General features: G+C 40.0%; 12 protein-coding genes. All 12 read left to right on the top strand.

Going from position 1 to position 17,914, the window contains the following annotated elements:
- Positions 1-211: 211 nt before the first annotated feature.
- The 12 genes from BANA01_RS13315 (at position 212) to BANA01_RS13260 (ending at position 17,869) form a co-directional block, all read left to right on the top strand.
- Positions 212-889, top strand: coding sequence for an oxidoreductase (locus tag BANA01_RS13315; RefSeq protein ID WP_063253480.1), 678 nt, complete (start codon positions 212-214; stop codon positions 887-889).
- A 535-nt stretch (positions 890-1,424) separates the two neighbouring features.
- Positions 1,425-2,789, top strand: coding sequence for an NAD(P)-dependent oxidoreductase (locus tag BANA01_RS13310; RefSeq protein WP_063253479.1), 1,365 nt, complete (start codon positions 1,425-1,427; stop codon positions 2,787-2,789).
- Positions 2,790-2,869: 80 nt separating this feature from the next.
- Complete coding sequence (preA, locus tag BANA01_RS13305; protein WP_063253478.1) at positions 2,870-4,156, top strand: NAD-dependent dihydropyrimidine dehydrogenase subunit PreA; 1,287 nt, start codon at positions 2,870-2,872, stop codon at positions 4,154-4,156.
- A 15-nt stretch (positions 4,157-4,171) separates the two neighbouring features.
- The gene (gene hydA / locus BANA01_RS13300) at positions 4,172-5,590 is read left to right on the top strand and encodes a dihydropyrimidinase (protein WP_063253477.1); all 1,419 of its coding nucleotides are present in this window, start codon (positions 4,172-4,174) and stop codon (positions 5,588-5,590) included.
- A gap of 160 nt (positions 5,591-5,750) precedes the next feature.
- Complete coding sequence (locus BANA01_RS13295; RefSeq protein WP_063253476.1) at positions 5,751-7,220, top strand: NCS1 family transporter; 1,470 nt, start codon at positions 5,751-5,753, stop codon at positions 7,218-7,220.
- A 29-nt stretch (positions 7,221-7,249) separates the two neighbouring features.
- Complete coding sequence (locus tag BANA01_RS13290) at positions 7,250-7,468, top strand: hypothetical protein (RefSeq protein WP_063253475.1); 219 nt, start codon at positions 7,250-7,252, stop codon at positions 7,466-7,468.
- Positions 7,469-7,557: 89 nt separating this feature from the next.
- The gene (locus BANA01_RS13285) at positions 7,558-9,024 is read left to right on the top strand and encodes a CoA-acylating methylmalonate-semialdehyde dehydrogenase (protein ID WP_063253474.1); all 1,467 of its coding nucleotides are present in this window, start codon (positions 7,558-7,560) and stop codon (positions 9,022-9,024) included.
- A 16-nt stretch (positions 9,025-9,040) separates the two neighbouring features.
- Entirely contained in the window at positions 9,041-10,396 is a 1,356-nt protein-coding gene (locus BANA01_RS13280) for an aspartate aminotransferase family protein (RefSeq protein ID WP_063253473.1), read from the top strand.
- Between the two features lie 132 nt (positions 10,397-10,528).
- Positions 10,529-12,772, top strand: coding sequence for an AAA domain-containing protein (locus BANA01_RS13275; RefSeq protein ID WP_063253472.1), 2,244 nt, complete (start codon positions 10,529-10,531; stop codon positions 12,770-12,772).
- A gap of 345 nt (positions 12,773-13,117) precedes the next feature.
- Positions 13,118-14,230 (top strand): glutamate 5-kinase, encoded by a 1,113-nt coding sequence (gene proB / locus BANA01_RS13270; protein ID WP_063253471.1) that lies wholly within the window; start codon positions 13,118-13,120, stop codon positions 14,228-14,230.
- An 8-nt stretch (positions 14,231-14,238) separates the two neighbouring features.
- Positions 14,239-15,480, top strand: a complete 1,242-nt coding sequence (locus BANA01_RS13265) for a glutamate-5-semialdehyde dehydrogenase (protein ID WP_063253470.1) — start codon at positions 14,239-14,241, stop codon at positions 15,478-15,480.
- 112 nt (positions 15,481-15,592) lie between these two features.
- A complete protein-coding gene (locus BANA01_RS13260) occupies positions 15,593-17,869 on the top strand; it encodes an ATP-dependent DNA helicase (protein ID WP_063253469.1) in 2,277 nt (758 codons plus the stop codon).
- The last annotated feature ends 45 nt before the right edge of the window (positions 17,870-17,914 follow it).

Genomic DNA, 17,914 nt, shown 5'->3' with positions numbered 1-17,914 from the left:
ATCAGCTCGGGTGCTTAGCTTGATTCCCCAACCGATAAGTGCAGATCCTATTGAACCATCACTAGCTTTTTATCGACCAGTCAATAAAGATCAATAAAATTGGAACACAAAACGGCACAGCAAAATGCTTCTCCATTTTTTATTGGAACCTTTTGTGCATGGTATAATTTCCTTATTAGATTGCTTATTGTTGAGAGGGGCTTATAAAATCATGGGTGTAAATAAAAAAACGGCACTTGTGCTCGGGGCTACAGGTCTAATTGGAAAAGAATTAGTCAAAAAACTTAGTGAAAATGGGTACTATCAAAAAGTCCATTTGTTGGTTCGCAGATCGATTGAAATTGAATCTGAAAAATGTGAAGTACATATCGTTGATTTCGATGAACTACATAAGTACCATGAGTTATTCCAAGTTACAGATGTCTTTTGTTGCTTAGGCACAACGATAAAAGTAGCAAAAACAAAAGAAGCATTTCGTAAAGTAGATTACGAATATCCGATTGAGGCTGCAAAACTAGCAAAGGAAAACGGTGCAGAAAAGTATCTCATTGTCAGTTCTATGGGGGCTGATACCAAGTCATTATTCTTTTATAGTCGAGTAAAGGGAGAGGTGGAGGAAACTCTGTCTAATTTAGACATACCTTCACTCCATATTTTTAGACCTTCTTTATTGTTAGGAAAGCGGGAAGAGTTTCGGTTGGGTGAGAAACTTGCTGAAAAAGCTAGTGGTGCATTAAACAAGATCCTGATAGGTCCCATGCGTCCATACCGAGGGATACATGCAAGAAAAGTGGCAGCCGCAATGGCCGTTGTCGCACAGTCCAATAAAAAGGGAAAACATATCTATCTTTCACATGAAATTGAAGCTATAGTTGGGTTGTCAGTATAAAAAAGTTTTAAGCCAAGTTACTGAATGAGTATAAGAAGCTAATCAATCTATGTATCAGAGTGTACCAATTAGGTGCACTTTTTTTGTTGGTCGTTGTCATTCGGCAATTAATTCAAGAATGTCGAGAACTTATTAATTAGATTAACTGACAATGATATTTAGATTAACTCTATTTTGTATGTAAAAATATTGGTTTTTCCGCAAAATGTAAATGAATACTAAACTATAACGCGTTCGATGTGATTTTACAAAATTTTCTGTTCAGATGTGATAAATTGGTAAAAGAGTAATATTGGTACAAGAATAACTCCCATTTATCAGCTGCACTATTCATCGCAAAAATACCCTTCAAGCTATCATCTAAAATAAGAATCACCTTTCATGTTTTTCTCTCCGAGTCTAGTTGGCCTATCTGTTAGTAGAATACGAGCATCATTTTACAGTTTTCATAACGAAACATATTTTTGTGGACTGTAAAATTGTAAATAGATGCAAGGTTTTCAGTAAAATCACTTTTAAAAAGGAGGGCTTTTTATTGGAAAAAACACAGCGAATCTCCACTGCCAATCTGGAACGAAATTTTCAAGAAGTGGAACGCGCACTGACAAATCAAGAAGCATTGGAAGAATCGAATCGCTGCCTTTATTGCTATGACGCTCCTTGTATTAAGGCATGCCCAACAGGCATCGATATTCCAACTTTTATAAAAAAAATTGCTTCAGGAAATTTGCTTGGATCTGCAAAAACAATCATGTCTTCTAATCCAGTTGGTGCAAGCTGCGCCAGAGTGTGTCCAACTGAGGAGCTGTGTGAAGGTGCATGTGTCTTAAATCATTCCACAAAACCCATAATGATTGGAAACTTACAGCGATATGCCACAGATTGGGCCATTAAAAATGAAATAAACCTGTTTGAGCCAGGAAAACCAAATGGTAAATCAGTTGCCGTGGTGGGCGGAGGACCAGCTGGGTTATCCGCAGCGAGAGAACTAGCGCGGTTGGGATATGAAGTAACAATTTTTGAAGCTGCTGAAAAAGCGGGAGGTTTAAATACCTACGGAATTGTCTCCTTCCGCCTTCCACAAGCCATCTCGTACTGGGAAGTGGACCAGGTTGAAAAACTTAATGTGACAATCAAAACAAATACAAGAGTTGGGAAAGATGTGTCCGTAAAGGATTTAGTTAAAGATTTTGATTGCATTATTTTAGCGGTTGGTATGGCACATGTTCCTGATTTAGGTATTGAAGGGGAAGACCTAGAGGGAGTATACGATGCCATTGAGTTTGTAAAGGAAACAAAAAGTGGAAGAGTATCTAAGGATTTTGTTGGCAAGCGTGCGGTTGTCATTGGAGCAGGTAATACAGCCATTGATGGTGCCACTTGTTCAGTGCGTTTAGGTGCAAAAAATGTAAAAATCCTTTACCGTCGAACAGAAGAAGAAATGACGGCCTATGATTTTGAATATGAATTTGCCAAGCAAGACGGTGTTGAGTTTCGCTGGTTAACAGCACCTGAAAAAATTATTGGGAATGAACATGGCAAGGTAATCGGGATTGAATGTATCAAAATGGAACTTGGTGAGCCTGATAAAGACGGGCGCAGAAGACCTTATCCAGTGGAAGGATCTGAATATGTTATTCCTGTGGATGCGGTTATCAAAGCGATCGGCCAAACAAGACATTTGGAGTTAATACATGCTCTAGAACTACAACATGATCGTGGTGTCGTACTAGTAAATAAAGAAACCTATCAAACTTCCAATCCCCAAATATATGCATGTGGTGATGTTGTTTTTGGAAAAGGAAATGGCGACGCAATGGTGGTTACCGCTGCACAACAAGGAAAGCTGGCAGCCTATAGCATTCACAAACAATTTACAGCAGCTAGTAGAGCACAATGATTTTTTGATACCCAAGGAAATAATTGTGTAAGCGCTTTCCTTCGCTGAAGTATATTTCTATTTAAAAGGGGTGAATTCATTTGGCTGATTTAAGTATTAATCTTGCAGGAATAAAATCTCCTAACCCATTTTGGTTAGCTTCTGCACCTCCAACTAATTCAGGGTATCAGGTACAGCGAGCCTTTGAAGCAGGGTGGGGTGGTGCCGTTTGGAAGACATTAGGTGACCCCATCTTAAATGTTTCTTCCAGGTTTGCGGCGATAAGTTTTAACGGACAACGTGTTGCTGGGTTCAATAATATCGAATTGATAACCGACCGGCCATTGGATGTTAATTTAAAGGAAATCTATGAAACGAAAAAGAGATTTCCAAACCATGCAATTATTGCATCCTTAATGATGGAGCCAAAACAAGAGAAGTGGCATGAACTGGTTAAACGTGTTGAGGATGTTGGGGTGGATGGTCTGGAATTAAACTTTGGCTGTCCGCATGGAATGGCTGAACGTGGAATGGGGTCAGCGTCTGGGCAGGTTCCCGCCTTAGTAGAACGTCAGACACATTGGGTAAAGGAAGTAGCAAAAACTCCTGTCATTGTAAAACTAACCCCAAACATTACCGATATTACAGCTACTGCTGAAGCTGCATGTAATGGCGGAGCGGATGCTATCAGTATGATTAACACCATTAATAGCTTAATGGGAGTTGACCTTGATACATGGAATACGATACCTCATGTAGCTGGCAAGGGTGCGCATGGCGGCTATTGTGGCCCTGCAGTAAAGCCAATTGCCCTAAATATGGTGGCAGAGTGCGCTCGACATGCAAATATTAATATTCCGATTTCGGGAATTGGTGGTATTTCGAACTGGCAGGACGCCGTTGAATTTATGTTAATGGGTGCAACTGGTGTGCAAATTTGTACCGCTGCCATGCATCATGGATTCCGTATTGTTGAAGATATGATTGAAGGCCTCAGTCATTATTTAGATGGCAAGGGGATTAAATCCGTTAGTGAAATCATTGGTAAATCTGTCCAGAAATATTCGGATTGGGGTAATTTAGATCTAAATTATAATATTGTCGCAAAAATCAATACCGATGTTTGTATCAATTGTAACAAGTGCCATATCGCTTGTGAGGATACCTCCCATCAGTGTATTGATAGGTTAACAGACAAAAACGGTAAGCCTTATTTGAAAGTGAGAGAAGAGGATTGTGTTGGCTGTAATCTTTGCTCTATAGTATGCCCTGTTGATGGAGCAATCGATATGGTGGAAGTACCATATGAATTGCCGCCGATGACCTGGAATGAAAGACAGTCTGCCTTGAGTCTTGCTGCAGAATGTAAGATTGATAGTCATAAATAAGAAGGGAGAAATGGTATGAAGAAATTGATAAAAAATGGAACGATTGTAACTGCCTCAGATACCTATACAGCAGAAATACTAATTGAAAACGGAAAGATTTCTCAAATTGGCAGCCAACTTTCAGCGCAGGGAGCAGAAATAATCGACGCCAATGGCTGTCTTGTTATTCCTGGAGGGATTGATCCTCACACCCATTTAGATATGCCTTTTGGAGGAACCGTGACAAAGGATGATTTTAAGACTGGAACCATAGCTGCCGCTTTTGGCGGTACAACAACGGTAATCGATTTTTGCTTAACAAACAAAGGTGAACCCTTAAAGGATGCAATCCAAACCTGGCATACTAAATCGAAAGAGAAAGCTGTTATCGATTATGGTTTCCATTTAATGATTGCGGAAATTAATGAGAATGTCTTAAATGAACTTCCTTATGTAATCAATGAAGAAGGTATTACGTCTTTTAAAGTGTTTATGGCCTACAAAAACGTGTTCCAGGCCGATGATGAAACACTATTCAGAACCCTAGTTTCAGCGAAAGAACATGGAGCTCTTGTTATGGTCCATGCTGAAAATGGAGATGTCATTGATTATTTAACGAAAAAGGCGATTACAGAAGGAAACAAAGATCCAATCTATCACGCCCTGACTAGACCGCCTGAACTAGAGGGGGAGGCTACGGGAAGAGCAGCGACATTGACCGGACTGGCAAACTCGCAATTATATGTGGTGCACGTTTCTTGCGCGGAAGCAGTGGAACAAATCGCCGAAGCACGCAGCAAGGGCTTTAATGTTTGGGGTGAAACCTGTCCGCAATATTTAGTTTTAGATCAAAGTTACTTAGAAAGACCAAATTTTGAGGGGGCAAAGTATGTTTGGTCACCTCCATTACGAGAAAGATGGAACCAAGAGGTCTTGTGGAATGCTTTAAAAAGCGGTCAACTGCAAACACTTGGATCTGACCAGTGCTCGTTTGATTTTAAAGGCCAGAAGGATTTAGGAAGAGATGACTTTACTAAAATTCCAAACGGTGGTCCGATTATTGAAGATCGACTATCGATTTTATTCTCTGAGGGGGTGAAAAAGGGGCGAATTAGTCTTAATCAGTTTGTTGATTTAACGTCTACTCGAGCGGCCAAATTATTTGGCTTATTCCCAAAAAAAGGAACGATTGCAGTGGGGGCAGACGCTGATATTGTCATCTTTGACCCACAAGTGGAAAGAGTGATTTCTGCTGAAACTCACCATATGGCAGTCGATTATAATGCTTTCGAAGGAATGAGAGTCACTGGAGAGCCTGTTTCCGTATTATCACGAGGTGAATTCGTCGTGAGAGATAAGCGATTCGTCGGCAAACCAGGTTCAGGTCAATACTTGAAGAGAGCCAAGTACAATGTGAATGCACCAGTAAACCAAATCGAAATCTTATCCATTTAACGCAGTATTATTGAGAATCTTTGTTCTCCACATTGTTGAACTACTCCTGCAATTGCTTGCCATAAAAAGCAAGCAATTGCACTTAAAAACCTCAGTTGTTGTCGGTGATTGAATTTGAATGTTTAAATTCTTGTACCTTAAACCGAAAAGGAGAGTTCATATGAAAAAAAGCCACTTAAAGTCTTCTGATCTATTACCAATACAGCAAAAAGACAGAAAAGTTACAAAACTAGGATATTCCTTTATGTGGGTCGGGATGGTTGTCGTTCTAGCTACCTTTGCGATTGGCGGTGCAGGTGTACAAAGCCTGTCTTTACCGCTTGTTATTCTTGCAACAATAATTGGCTCACTCGCAATCGGCTTTTTTATATCATTAATTGCTGATATCGGCATAGAGCACGGCTTATCTTTTCCAGTTTACATGAGAGCCCCGTTTGGGACGATTGGGACTCATATTCCTTCAATAACAAGGGGTGTTACCGCTTCAGCTTGGTTCGGAATCAATACCTATTTCGGTGCGACAGCTATGAACGGCATTTTAAATATTTTATCTGGTTTCGACAATTGGTTTGTCTGCTTTATCATTTTTGCCATTTTCCAATTGGTCAATACGGCTTTAGGGATTAAATCGATTGAACGATTTGCTGACTTAGCAGCCCCGATCATTATATTAATCTCGATATGGATGTACTCTTCATTATCTGACCAAGCACAAGCTGCGGGAAGAGATGTTTGGAGCTGGGTTGAATCCCCTGTTACCGGAGGTGCTGCGGTTACTGCATTTATGGTTGTAATATTTAGTAACATGGGCTTCTGGGCAACATTAAGTGCAGATATTCCTTCGATCTCGCGCTTCATGAAAGCCCCAGTAAACGAAAAAAACTGGTTTAAGAGAAACAAAAGTTCTCTAGTTGGAAACCTTATTGCCATGCCATTAACGCAAACTTTTATGATTATCATTGGTGCCGTCTCTTACATTGCGGTATTAAATGCTGACCCAGTGGTTGCACTTCAAGAGTCAGCCAGCGGGATAGTTCTTGCCGTTTTACTGTTGATGATCGTATTAGCACAGTGGTCAACGAATACTGCTGCGAATGTTGTTCCAGCAGCAACAATTTTCTCTAATGTAGGCGGACCGAAGTTTCCATTTTGGGCCGGTGTTATTACAGCAGGGATTGTAGGGACGGTTGTTCAACCTTGGGAGTTATTCGGGGTTATCATTCCTATACTTCTTATTGTTGGAGGAGTGTTGTCAGCGATCGTCGGTATTCTCTTTGCGGACTATTATTTAATTCGTAAAAGACGGGTAAATGTGCCGGAATTATATGAAGACTACGGCCAGTTTAGATATTCGGGCGGTGTAAATCTTGCAGGCTTTATTGCTTGGATTATTGGGGGATATATTTCCTACTTAGTCCCAGCATATGGATTTTTGGTAGGATTTTCACTTGGAGCAGCTATCTATTATTTCCTGGCTAAATTCTGGTGGTTTAAGAAGTATCTACAAGCAGAAATCGAAGATCCAAGTGATGCGAAATATTTAGGAATCTCTGTCGGTCGTGATTGGGTTATTGTAGAGGCATTCGAGCCTGTTATAGAGGAAACACCTGCAAGTCTAAAATTTGACTAATGAGAATATCTAAATGGTAGGAGGATACGATGTCGGATTATCAACAATATCTTAATGAACGTGATAAGCTTGATTTTTTCATTCAGAAAGGTTTTCGAATTCACGCTGTCCATGAACATTTAGATGGTGCTTCCGTTGAGTTTTATCATCCAGCGAGTAAAGAAAGAGAAACATTAATTATTGGCACAGCCAATGCAAGAAAGTATTTTTCTAGTTTACTTATTAAACAGAATTTAGGCATAAAGTAAGGTTAGTAGAAATAAAGGGGATCGGTGCTAATGACCCATCCTCTTTTGGAATTTGTTGATTTAAGCACTTTCATTAGGGAGGGGAATCAATGAGCGTGACAAAAAAGGATACTACGTTTCTACAAAATTTTATTAATGGGGTTTGGGTAAGTTCAAACAGTACTCAGACACTAGATGTCCCAAATCCTGCAACAAATGAATTACTCACGAAAGTTCACGTATCAACGAAGGAGGATGTAAATGAAGCTGTAGCAGCTGCAAAAGAAGCGTTTAATAAATGGAAAAAGGTTCCGGTCCCAAAAAGAGCAAGAATCCTCTTTAAATATCATAGTCTATTAACTGATAACCATAAAGAGTTGGCAAGATTGATTGTTCAGGAAAATGGTAAAGCATACAAAGAGGCATATGGAGAAGTTCAACGTGGTATTGAGTGTGTAGAATTTGCTTCAGGAGCACCTACCTTAATGATGGGTGAAACATTATCTGGAATTGCGGAAGAGATTGATTCGGAAATGTTCCGCTATCCATTAGGGGTTATTGGAGGCATCACTCCTTTTAACTTTCCAATGATGGTACCGCTTTGGATGTTTCCATTAGCCATTGCCTGCGGAAATACCTTTGTGTTAAAACCATCGGAACGGACACCGATTTTGGCTAATAGATTAGCAGAGTTGTTCTCTGAAGCGGGGGCTCCTCCTGGAGTCTTAAATGTCGTCCATGGTGCACACGATGTCGTAAATGGATTACTAGATCATGAAGATATCTCTGCCATTTCATTTGTTGGTTCTCAGCCTGTTGCAAAGTATGTTTACGAACGAGCCGCAGCGAAAGGAAAAAGGGTTCAAGCGCTATCTGGAGCGAAGAATCATCATATTGTCATGCCTGACGCCGATTTGGATAAGGCAGTCCAACACATTATATCTTCAACGTTTGGAAGCGCAGGGCAGCGCTGTATGGCATGCAGTGCGGTTGTTGTTGTTGGTGACAATGAACCATTCGTTAAGGCTTTAGCGAAAAAAGCAGATGAGTTGATCATTGGTAATGGAATGGATGACGAGGTGTTATTAACTCCTGTCATTAGAAAAGAACATCGTGACAAAGTTCTGGGTTACATTGAAAAAGGGATAGCAGAAGGTGCTGACTTAATTCGCGATGGACGCAAAGAGATGAGTGACCATCCAAAAGGGAATTTCTTAGGAGCTACCATTTTTGATCATGTTACCCCTGAAATGACCATTGCCAAGGAAGAAATATTTGCCCCAGTGTTAAGTCTGCTGCGGGCCAGCAATTTAGATGAGGGTTTGGAGTATATTCGAAAATCAAGATATGGAAATGGAGCCACGATTTATACAAATAATGCAAAAGCAATCCGACAATTCCGTGAAGAAGCAGACGCTGGTATGCTCGGAATAAATGTGGGTGTTCCAGCAACTATGGCGTTCTTCCCATTTTCAGGCTGGAAGGACTCCTTTTATGGTGATCTCCATGTTAATGGCAAAGACGGCTTAAACTTCTATACTCGTAAAAAAATGATTACATCCCGTTTTGAAGCTTAGAAAAGGAGGGACCGACATGGTTCAAACTGGTCGTCAACATGAGGAATTACTTGCACAAGATGATAAATATTTATGGCATTCGATGAAGCCCTATAATCCCCATGCCACCATTGTGGCTGCAAAGGCAGAAGGTTCTTGGATAACCGACGCCGATGGGAAGCGCTATCTGGACGCAATGGCGGGATTATGGTGTGTGAATGTAGGCTATGGCAGAACAGAGCTTGCAGAGGCAGCTTATGAACAGCTAAAGGAAATGGCTTATTTTCCATTAACTCAAAGCCATATTCCCGCAATCAAGCTAGCTGAAAAGTTAAATGAAATGCTCGGTGATGAATATGTAATTTTCTTCTCGAACAGCGGTTCAGAGGCAAATGAAACAGCCTTCAAGATTGTCCGCCAATATCACCAGCAAAGAGGGGAACATAGTCGATATAAAATACTTTCCCGTTACCGCGGTTATCATGGAAATTCATTGGGAGCATTAGCAGCAACTGGTCAAGCACAAAGAAAATATAAATATGAGCCGCTCGCTCCAGGCTTCATTCATGTTTCTCCGCCAGATTCCTATAGGGATGATATTAATGTAAGTGATCCAAAAGAACTTTCATCTGTAAAAGAAATCGACCGGACCATGACGTGGGAGCTTAGCGAAACGATAGCGGCGATGATTATGGAACCTATCATTACGGGCGGGGGAATTTTAGTTCCTCCTGAAGGTTATATGAAGGCAGCTAAAGAGGTTTGTGAAAAACATGGTGCTCTGTTAATTGTAGATGAAGTCATCTGCGGATTTGGTCGAACTGGAAAAGCTTTTGGCTTTATGAATTATGATGTTAAGCCTGACATTATCACAATGGCGAAAGGGATAACCAGTGCATACCTGCCTCTATCCGCAACGGCTGTTCGGAAAGAAATATACGAAGCGTTTAAAGGAACGGAAGAATATGATTACTTCCGTCATGTGAACACCTTTGGCGGTAATCCAGCTGCTTGTGCCTTGGCGTTAAAAAACCTAGAAATTATGGAAAAAGAAAATCTCTTTGACCGCTCGCGTGACCTTGGTAAAAAAGTGGTCAATAAATTAAGTGATCTCCTTCAGGACCATCCGTTTGTTGGTGATGTACGTGGAAAAGGTTTATTGGTGGGTATTGAATTAGTGAGGGATAAGAAGACAAAGGAACCTTTGGAGGTAACACTGGTTAATCAAGTGATTGCAAACTGTAAACAGGAAGGTTTATTAATTGGTAAAAACGGAGCTACTGTAGCTGGGTACAATAATGTACTAACCCTATCCCCGCCATTAAATATCACCCAAGAAGATATCCAGTTCATTATTAAGACAGTGAGTGAGAGCTTAAAGAAAATTATATAAGCATAAAAAGTCCTAAGTGCCAAAAACACTTAGGACTTTTTATGCGAGTTAGATTTATTTTTATGGATAAAACATGCTATAGTAAATTGACCATTTTAGGGAAAATAGCTTTTTATTTAAAGGATGAAAACGATGATGAAGACGGATTATATGAAAGAGTGGCAACAGGCACTTCAAAATGAAATACTTTTTTTAAAAAAATACGGCAGTAACAAATATAGAGTGACCAATGGCAGGCTGCTGTCAAACGATGGTATATATACTTATTATTTTGACACTGCTTTTTCGTTAAAAATACCAGTTGGATCTTCTATCACGATTGTATGGGGGGGGATAAAACAAGGAGGACGTACCCTATCATCTGAGGGGAAGGGGATTATTGTTCAATTAGAACAATCGTTAGGGGATTTAATTCCTGAAGCCTATATCTATCACGATCCATGGGAGCTTCTGGAACAGCTCATCGAACGGTTAGATGAAGTTGGCAAAAGCAAGCAGAAACGATTAAGAGTCAATCGATTAATGAACCCTTCAATGCCTGCAAAACACCCAATAGAAAAGATTAAAAGCAATGTCCATGAATTAGTTCTACGCTCAAAATACAACCCTGTTACCTTTATATGGGGACCGCCGGGCACTGGAAAAACTTATACACTTGCACGGGTTGCAGCAAATAAGTATTTTCAAGAAAAAACAGTCCTCATTCTTTCACATAGTAATCAGGCAGTAGATGTATTAATAAGTGAGATATCGGCTTTTATAAAAAAGAAAGACCGCTTTAAAGAAGGGGATGTCCTTCGCTACGGTTCTAATACTGGAGTGGGAGAGGAAAGTGATGAAGCACTTACCACCAGTCAACTCCTAAAGAAACAGGAACATAGTCTTGTTGAAGATAAAAATGTACTAATAGAAGAAAGAAAAAACTTAAAACAAGATATCTCCCGCTCCTTTAGTAAAAGGGATACGAATCAGCTGCTGGAGCTTGAGAAAAAGATTACAAGAGTGCTTGAAAAAATACGTCAAAAAGAGATAGAGTTTGTAAAAAATGCCCTTGTGGTTGGATCCACGCTTGCCAAAGCAGCAAATGACCCTGCTATATATGGGAAGGAGTTTGATGTTGTAATCGTGGATGAAGCAAGTATGGCGTATGTTCCACAGGCAGCATTCGCGGCATCGCTTGGTAAAAGAGTCATCATTTGCGGAGATTTTAAACAATTACCTCCAATCGCTTCCTCTAGAGACTCGCTCGTAACAAAATGGCTGAAAGAGGATGTGTTTCATCGAGCAGGTGTTGTCGATTGGGTTGAGGAGGGTAAGCTCCATCCGCATTTATTCTTATTGAAAGAACAGCGAAGGATGCACCCCGATATCTCTGCTTTTACCAATCAATACATTTATCATTCACTTGTAGGTGATCATCCAAGTGTAGGAAGCAGCAGGAAGCAGATTGTAGATTATGCACCTTTTCCAGGACGGGCTGCCATTCTTTTAGATACAAGTTATATGGGAGCTTTTTGTATAACTGAAAAAAGTTCTAATTCAAGGTCAAATCTATGGCAGGCTCTGATTTCTTTTCAATTGATTCACGAATCCTATCTGGGTGGAGCACGTTCCATTGGGTATGTAACTCCCTACCGGGCACAAGCAAATTTAATGGACCTTTTGCTGCAGGATTTATATGAAAAAGAACGGCAAACGGCTGATATCGTTTCTGCTACCGTTCACCGCTTTCAGGGCAGTGAAAGAGATGTTATGATTTTTGATACGGTTGATTCCAACTCCCAGGAACGGGCGGGAATGCTATTAACGGGAAAAGATAGTGAACGACTAATTAATGTAGCCATTACAAGAACTAAGGGGAAATTTATTCATGTCTGTAATATCGCTTTTATCCGTAAACATGTCTACAATCGAAAAACGATTAGACAGCTTGTTGAACACCAAGAAAAACAGCAGCAAAGTGTAAGAACAAAGGATATTGGCACGTGGATTAAAAATCAGCATTCTAATTTAAAGTGGATCCATGCACTAAAGTTAGATAAGGTGCTTAAGGACATCGAAAATGCAAGGTCTTCAATCGTCATTTCCTTACCCGTAACAATTGTTTTACCAGAGTCATGGACAAATGTTTTAGTTCGTCGGAACCCGTCTGCCAGACTTACCGTTGTTTCTGAGAAACCAATTCCAGAAATACAGCCCGACTCGTGGCAGGAGGCTTCTTGTTCCTTCCCGTTTGTCGTTATAGATGAGCAAATTCTTTGGCTCGGTTTTCAGTTAGGAAGAGGAAAAGGGTTACAGCCTCCCTTTATTGCTGCAAAATTAACTTCAGAAAAGGTATGCGATTATTTAATCGGACAGGTAGTAACAAATAACTAAAAGAACGAGAGTAATAATTTAATTTTCAAAAAACATCCTTGACAATTCTTTCATTTCTATAGATAATAAGTAAAATTACAAATTGTTAATGGTATGGGATTAGTAAACTTGGGAACGTGCTAGAGAGTGAAACCCACAGGCTGTAAGGTTTCTCACGGGAAAGAGATTGAACCTGCCCTTTTCGCACCGCTTATGCAAACATAAGCCGTTTTCCCTCGTTACGGAATCAAAGTGGATGCTTTTTAAGGCATCAATGAAGGTGGTACCGCGGAAACGATTCTTCCGTCCTTGTTTTAGGGACAGAAGAATCGTTTTTTTTATTTTTTTAAGAGGGGTAAGAGTAAGATGAAGAAACAACTTGTGGTTGTAAAAATAGGAAGCAGTTCGTTAACTACAGCTTCAGGTACGATATCTGAAGAGAAAATTCGGGACCATGTCGAAGCACTTGCCTGCATAAAAGAACAAGGGCACGATGTCATACTAATCTCATCGGGTGCTGTAGCAGCGGGCTTTGGAGCACTTGGTTATCCGACACGGCCTAAAAGTACAGCTGGAAAGCAGGCTGCTGCTGCAGTTGGTCAGGGATTATTAATGCAGCATTACCATTTGCAATTTAGGGAATTTGGTATTGTCCCAGCCCAAATTTTATTAACTAGAGAAGATTTTTATAGCCTTGAGCGGTTTCACAACCTTTACAATACAATTTCGGAGCTGCTTCAAAGGGGGGTTATACCCATTATTAATGAAAACGACTCTGTCTCAATTGAGGAATTAACCTTTGGTGATAATGATATGCTGTCTGCTCTCGTCAGTGGATTTTTACATGCGAATGCCTTAATCATTTTAACGGATGTAAACGGCCTATATAATGGAAATCCAAAAGTGGTTAAGGATGCGAAGAAATATGACTTCATTGCAAGGGTTAACGATGAACTGCTTGAAGAAGCAGGAGGCAGTGGTTCTTCCGTTGGAACAGGCGGAATGAAATCAAAGCTCTTGGCAGCCAAGAAAGCTCTTTCCTTCGGTGTTAGTGTCTTTGTTGGGAAAGGTCAGGGGAAGGAAAAGCTCTTAACTATTTTAGAGGGTAAAGGCGACGGAACTTATATTGGAGGCTCTTTTCAGACACAAATGCAAAAGAAAAAGCAATGGATTGCTTTTCATTCACATACAGCAGGCATTGTGGAGATTGATGACGGGGCAGAAGAGGCGATTATTACAAATGGGAAAAGTTTGCTGCCTGTCGGGGTTACGAAGGTAATTGGTGATTTTAATGCAATGGATGTTGTCGAGGTGCACAATCAAAGAGGTGAATTGATTGGTAAAGGACAAATCTATTATTCTGCAAAAAATTTACAAATGATTAAAGGGTTACCTGGCGAGAAAACGAAAGATTTTTCAATTAATAAACGAGCAGAAGTGATTCATCGCAATAACTGGGTCACTCTGCCAGAGGAGTGAATTTTATCATGAGTGAATTATTAGAAAAAGCAAAAAAACTAAGATCAGCTTCAAAGGCTCTTGCTATTCTCTCTACGGATGAGAAAAATGAAGCCTTAGCGAAAATGGCTGACCGATTATTGACGGAAAAGGAATTGATCCTTACTGAAAATGCAAAAGATATTCAAGCTGGAGAGGAAAATGGATTTTCTCCGTCTTTGTTGGATCGGTTATTGCTTACCGAAGAAAGAATTGAACAAATAGTAGAAGGGATTCGCCAGTTAATTAAACTCCAAGATCCAATTGGAGAAACCATAGAAGCTTGGGAGCGGCCCAATGGTTTACAGATTCATACCGTTCGTGTTCCGCTCGGTGTCATCGGAATGGTGTATGAAGCTCGTCCGAATGTAACAGTTGACGCAGGCAGTCTATGTCTTAAAGCCGGAAATGCTGTCCTGTTACGAGGAAGCACTTCTGCCCTGAATTCCAATAAGGCTCTGGTAAAAGTAATGCGTGCTGCTCTTGCTGAAAGTAAAATACCGGCAGATGCGGTACAGCTCCTTGAGGATACGAGCAGGGAAACGGCTTCGCAAATGTTTAAACTAAACCAATATCTTGATGTGCTGATTCCTCGAGGCGGCGCAGGTTTGATTCAATCTGTTATTCAAAATGCAACCGTACCTGTTCTTGAAACAGGTGTTGGAAATTGTCACATATTTATCGATGAAACTGCACAAAAACAAATGGCAATTGATATTACGATTAATGCAAAATTGCATCGTCCATCTGTATGTAATGCAGCTGAAACCCTTGTCCTACATGAGAATTGGCCATATATATCCGAGATGGTTCATTCCTTAAAAGAAAAAGGCGTGGAGCTTAGAGGCGATGAAGAGCTTGTTGCACAATATCCATTTATAAACATAGCTGTTGAAGAGGACTGGCAGAATGAATTCTTAGCACCCATACTAGCCGTAAAAGTAGTTAAAGGTGTGAAGGAAGCCATCCAACATATTGACGGGTACGGTACAAAGCATTCGGAAGCGATCATAAGTGAGAACGATGAAAATGTACGATTATTCTTCCAGGCGATCGACGCAGCCGTGGTTTATCATAACGCTTCCACCCGTTTTACTGATGGGGAACAATTTGGCTATGGAGCTGAAATTGGCATTAGTACACAAAAATTGCATGCACGCGGGCCAATGGGGTTAAGAGCTATTACTACTACAAAAGCAATCGTGCAGGGGACAGGTCAAATTCGTTCATAATAAGTAATAGAGAACAAGGCAGATACTTGTTCTCTATTTTTTTTCAATTATTGATTGATTTCTGATATAATAACATAGGAACATACATTCTTATTCGGAGAAGGTGAGATTCTTGATTAATACCATTCAAATTGCGGTTAGAACGCTCGTGGAACATGTTTATAGCAGTGGCAGTATTGATTCCAGGTTCAGATCACAGTCCACGATGCTAGATGGAACAAGAATTCACCAAAAAATCCAACGTACATATCAAGAAACTGATCAAAAGGAAGTTTATCTTCGGGCTGAACTACCCTTAAAAGATCTTGTATTTACAATTGATGGAAGATTTGATGGTTTATTATTGCGTGATGGAGCGGTAATAATTGATGAGATTAAATCTACCTCTCAGCCGTTGGAACACCTTGGGCAAGAGGGTCTCCCCGTTCATTGGGCACAAGTAAAAATGTACGCTTATATATATGCCAAGGATCATCAGTTACAGGAAATCTTCGTTCAGCTCACCTATGTGCAGGTTGAAAGTGATGAGAAAAGATATTTAAAAAAGAGTTTTACAATTGAGGAATTAGATGTGTTTGTTCATGAGGTAGTCGAGAATTATTATCCTTATGCAAAATTACTTCATGATCACCGAAAAGCGCGGAATGAAAGTAGTAAACAACTCGTTTTCCCATTTGAATCATACCGAGCTGGACAACGGAAACTCGCGGGTGGTGTTTATAAGACAATATTAGAAGAAAAAAGTTTGTTTGTAAAAGCACCAACTGGGATTGGCAAAACGATTTCAACCTTTTTTCCTGCTGTAAAAGCTATGGGAGAGGGGCTTTTAAATCGTATTTTTTATCTCACCGCTAAGACTATTACGCGGACAACCGCAGAAGAGGCTGTAGAACGAATGCGATCTTGCGGGCTATGTATGAAATCCGTTACGATTACGGCGAAGGACAAGGTTTGTTTTAAGGATGAGACCAAATGTCAGAAAGATTATTGTGAGTTTGCTGATGGTTATTATGATCGAATCAATAAAGCTGTATTAGATATGGTTTCAAATGAAAACCTTATGAATCGTGAAGTAATCGAGAAATACGCTCGTAAACATACCCTTTGTCCTTTTGAATTCTCGATTGATCTTGCTTATGCAGTTGACGCTGTCATTTGTGATTATAATTATATTTTTGATCCTCGCGTTTCGTTAAAACGTTTGTTTGAGGATCAGAAGAAGTCAACACTCTTATTAGTTGATGAAGCTCATAATCTGGTTGATCGCGGAAGAGAAATGTTCTCTGCTTCCATAAACAAGGATACGTTTCTTCAATTAAAGAAGGAATTTAAACCTGTCAATAAAGTTATATCTGATTCTGCTTCTCAAATAAATGCTTGGTTTATCTCTTTAAAAAAGAATCATGGCGAGCAGAGTGAATTTACTTTGGAACAGTTGGATGAAGAACTGGTGGAGTTGTTAACCCAATTTCATGAAGGTGCTGAGCTGTATCTACAAAAAGAGAATGCTCCAAACCTATTGGAAATGTACTTTCAAGTCAATGCTTTTTTGAAAATAGTTGAACTACTTGATGATCATTATGTGATTTATGGAGAGAAAAATAAAAACGATGTAAAACTAAAATTGTTCTGTATCGATCCATCCAAATTATTGCAGAAAATGGGAAAAAACTATCGTTCAAAAGTCTTTTTTTCTGCCACGCTATCTCCGTTATCTTATTATCAGGATATACTTGGCGGGCAAGTGGACGATTATTCACTGTCGATTCCTTCACCTTTTAAAGAAGAACAGACAGATATTTTTATTAAGCCGCTTTCGACTAGATATCGTGACCGAGAGAGAACAAAAGAGCCAATTGCATCTATGATTCATTCCTTAGTTCAAAATCGACCGGGTAATTATTTAGTCTTTTTTCCGTCCTATCAATATTTGCTTGCGGTATATGAACAGTTTGTAACAGAATTTCCGGGAATCAATACCTTACTTCAGGGTTCGGGAATGTCTGAGCAGGAAAGAGAAGCATTCTTAGCAGAGTTCAAACCAAATCAAACAAAGACACTGGTTGGATTTGCCGTACTTGGCGGAGTTTTTTCAGAAGGTGTCGATTTAAAAGGTGACCGGTTAAATGGCGTGGTGGTGATCGGTGTAGGTCTTCCACAGTTGTGCTATGAACGTAATCTTATCAAGGACCATTTTAATCAAAAGGAAAAAAGCGGTTATGATTATGCCTATGTATTTCCTGGAATGAACAAGGTATTACAGGCGGGTGGACGGTTAATCCGCTCTGAAGAAGACCGTGGGACGATTGTGCTGGTAGACGACCGGTTTTTACATAGACACTATCAAGACATACTCCCACAAGAGTGGCGGAGTTTTACGGTCATATAGGTGCATTTTTATCTATTCGGATGAAAGTTTGACTATTTACTCTAA

Source organism: Neobacillus niacini NBRC 15566, assembly GCF_001591505.1.
GTDB classification, from domain to species: Bacteria; Bacillota; Bacilli; order Bacillales; family Cytobacillaceae; genus Neobacillus; species Neobacillus niacini.
Note: the sequence above shows the minus strand (reverse complement) of the source record. Positions and strands in the feature narration are given on the sequence as shown.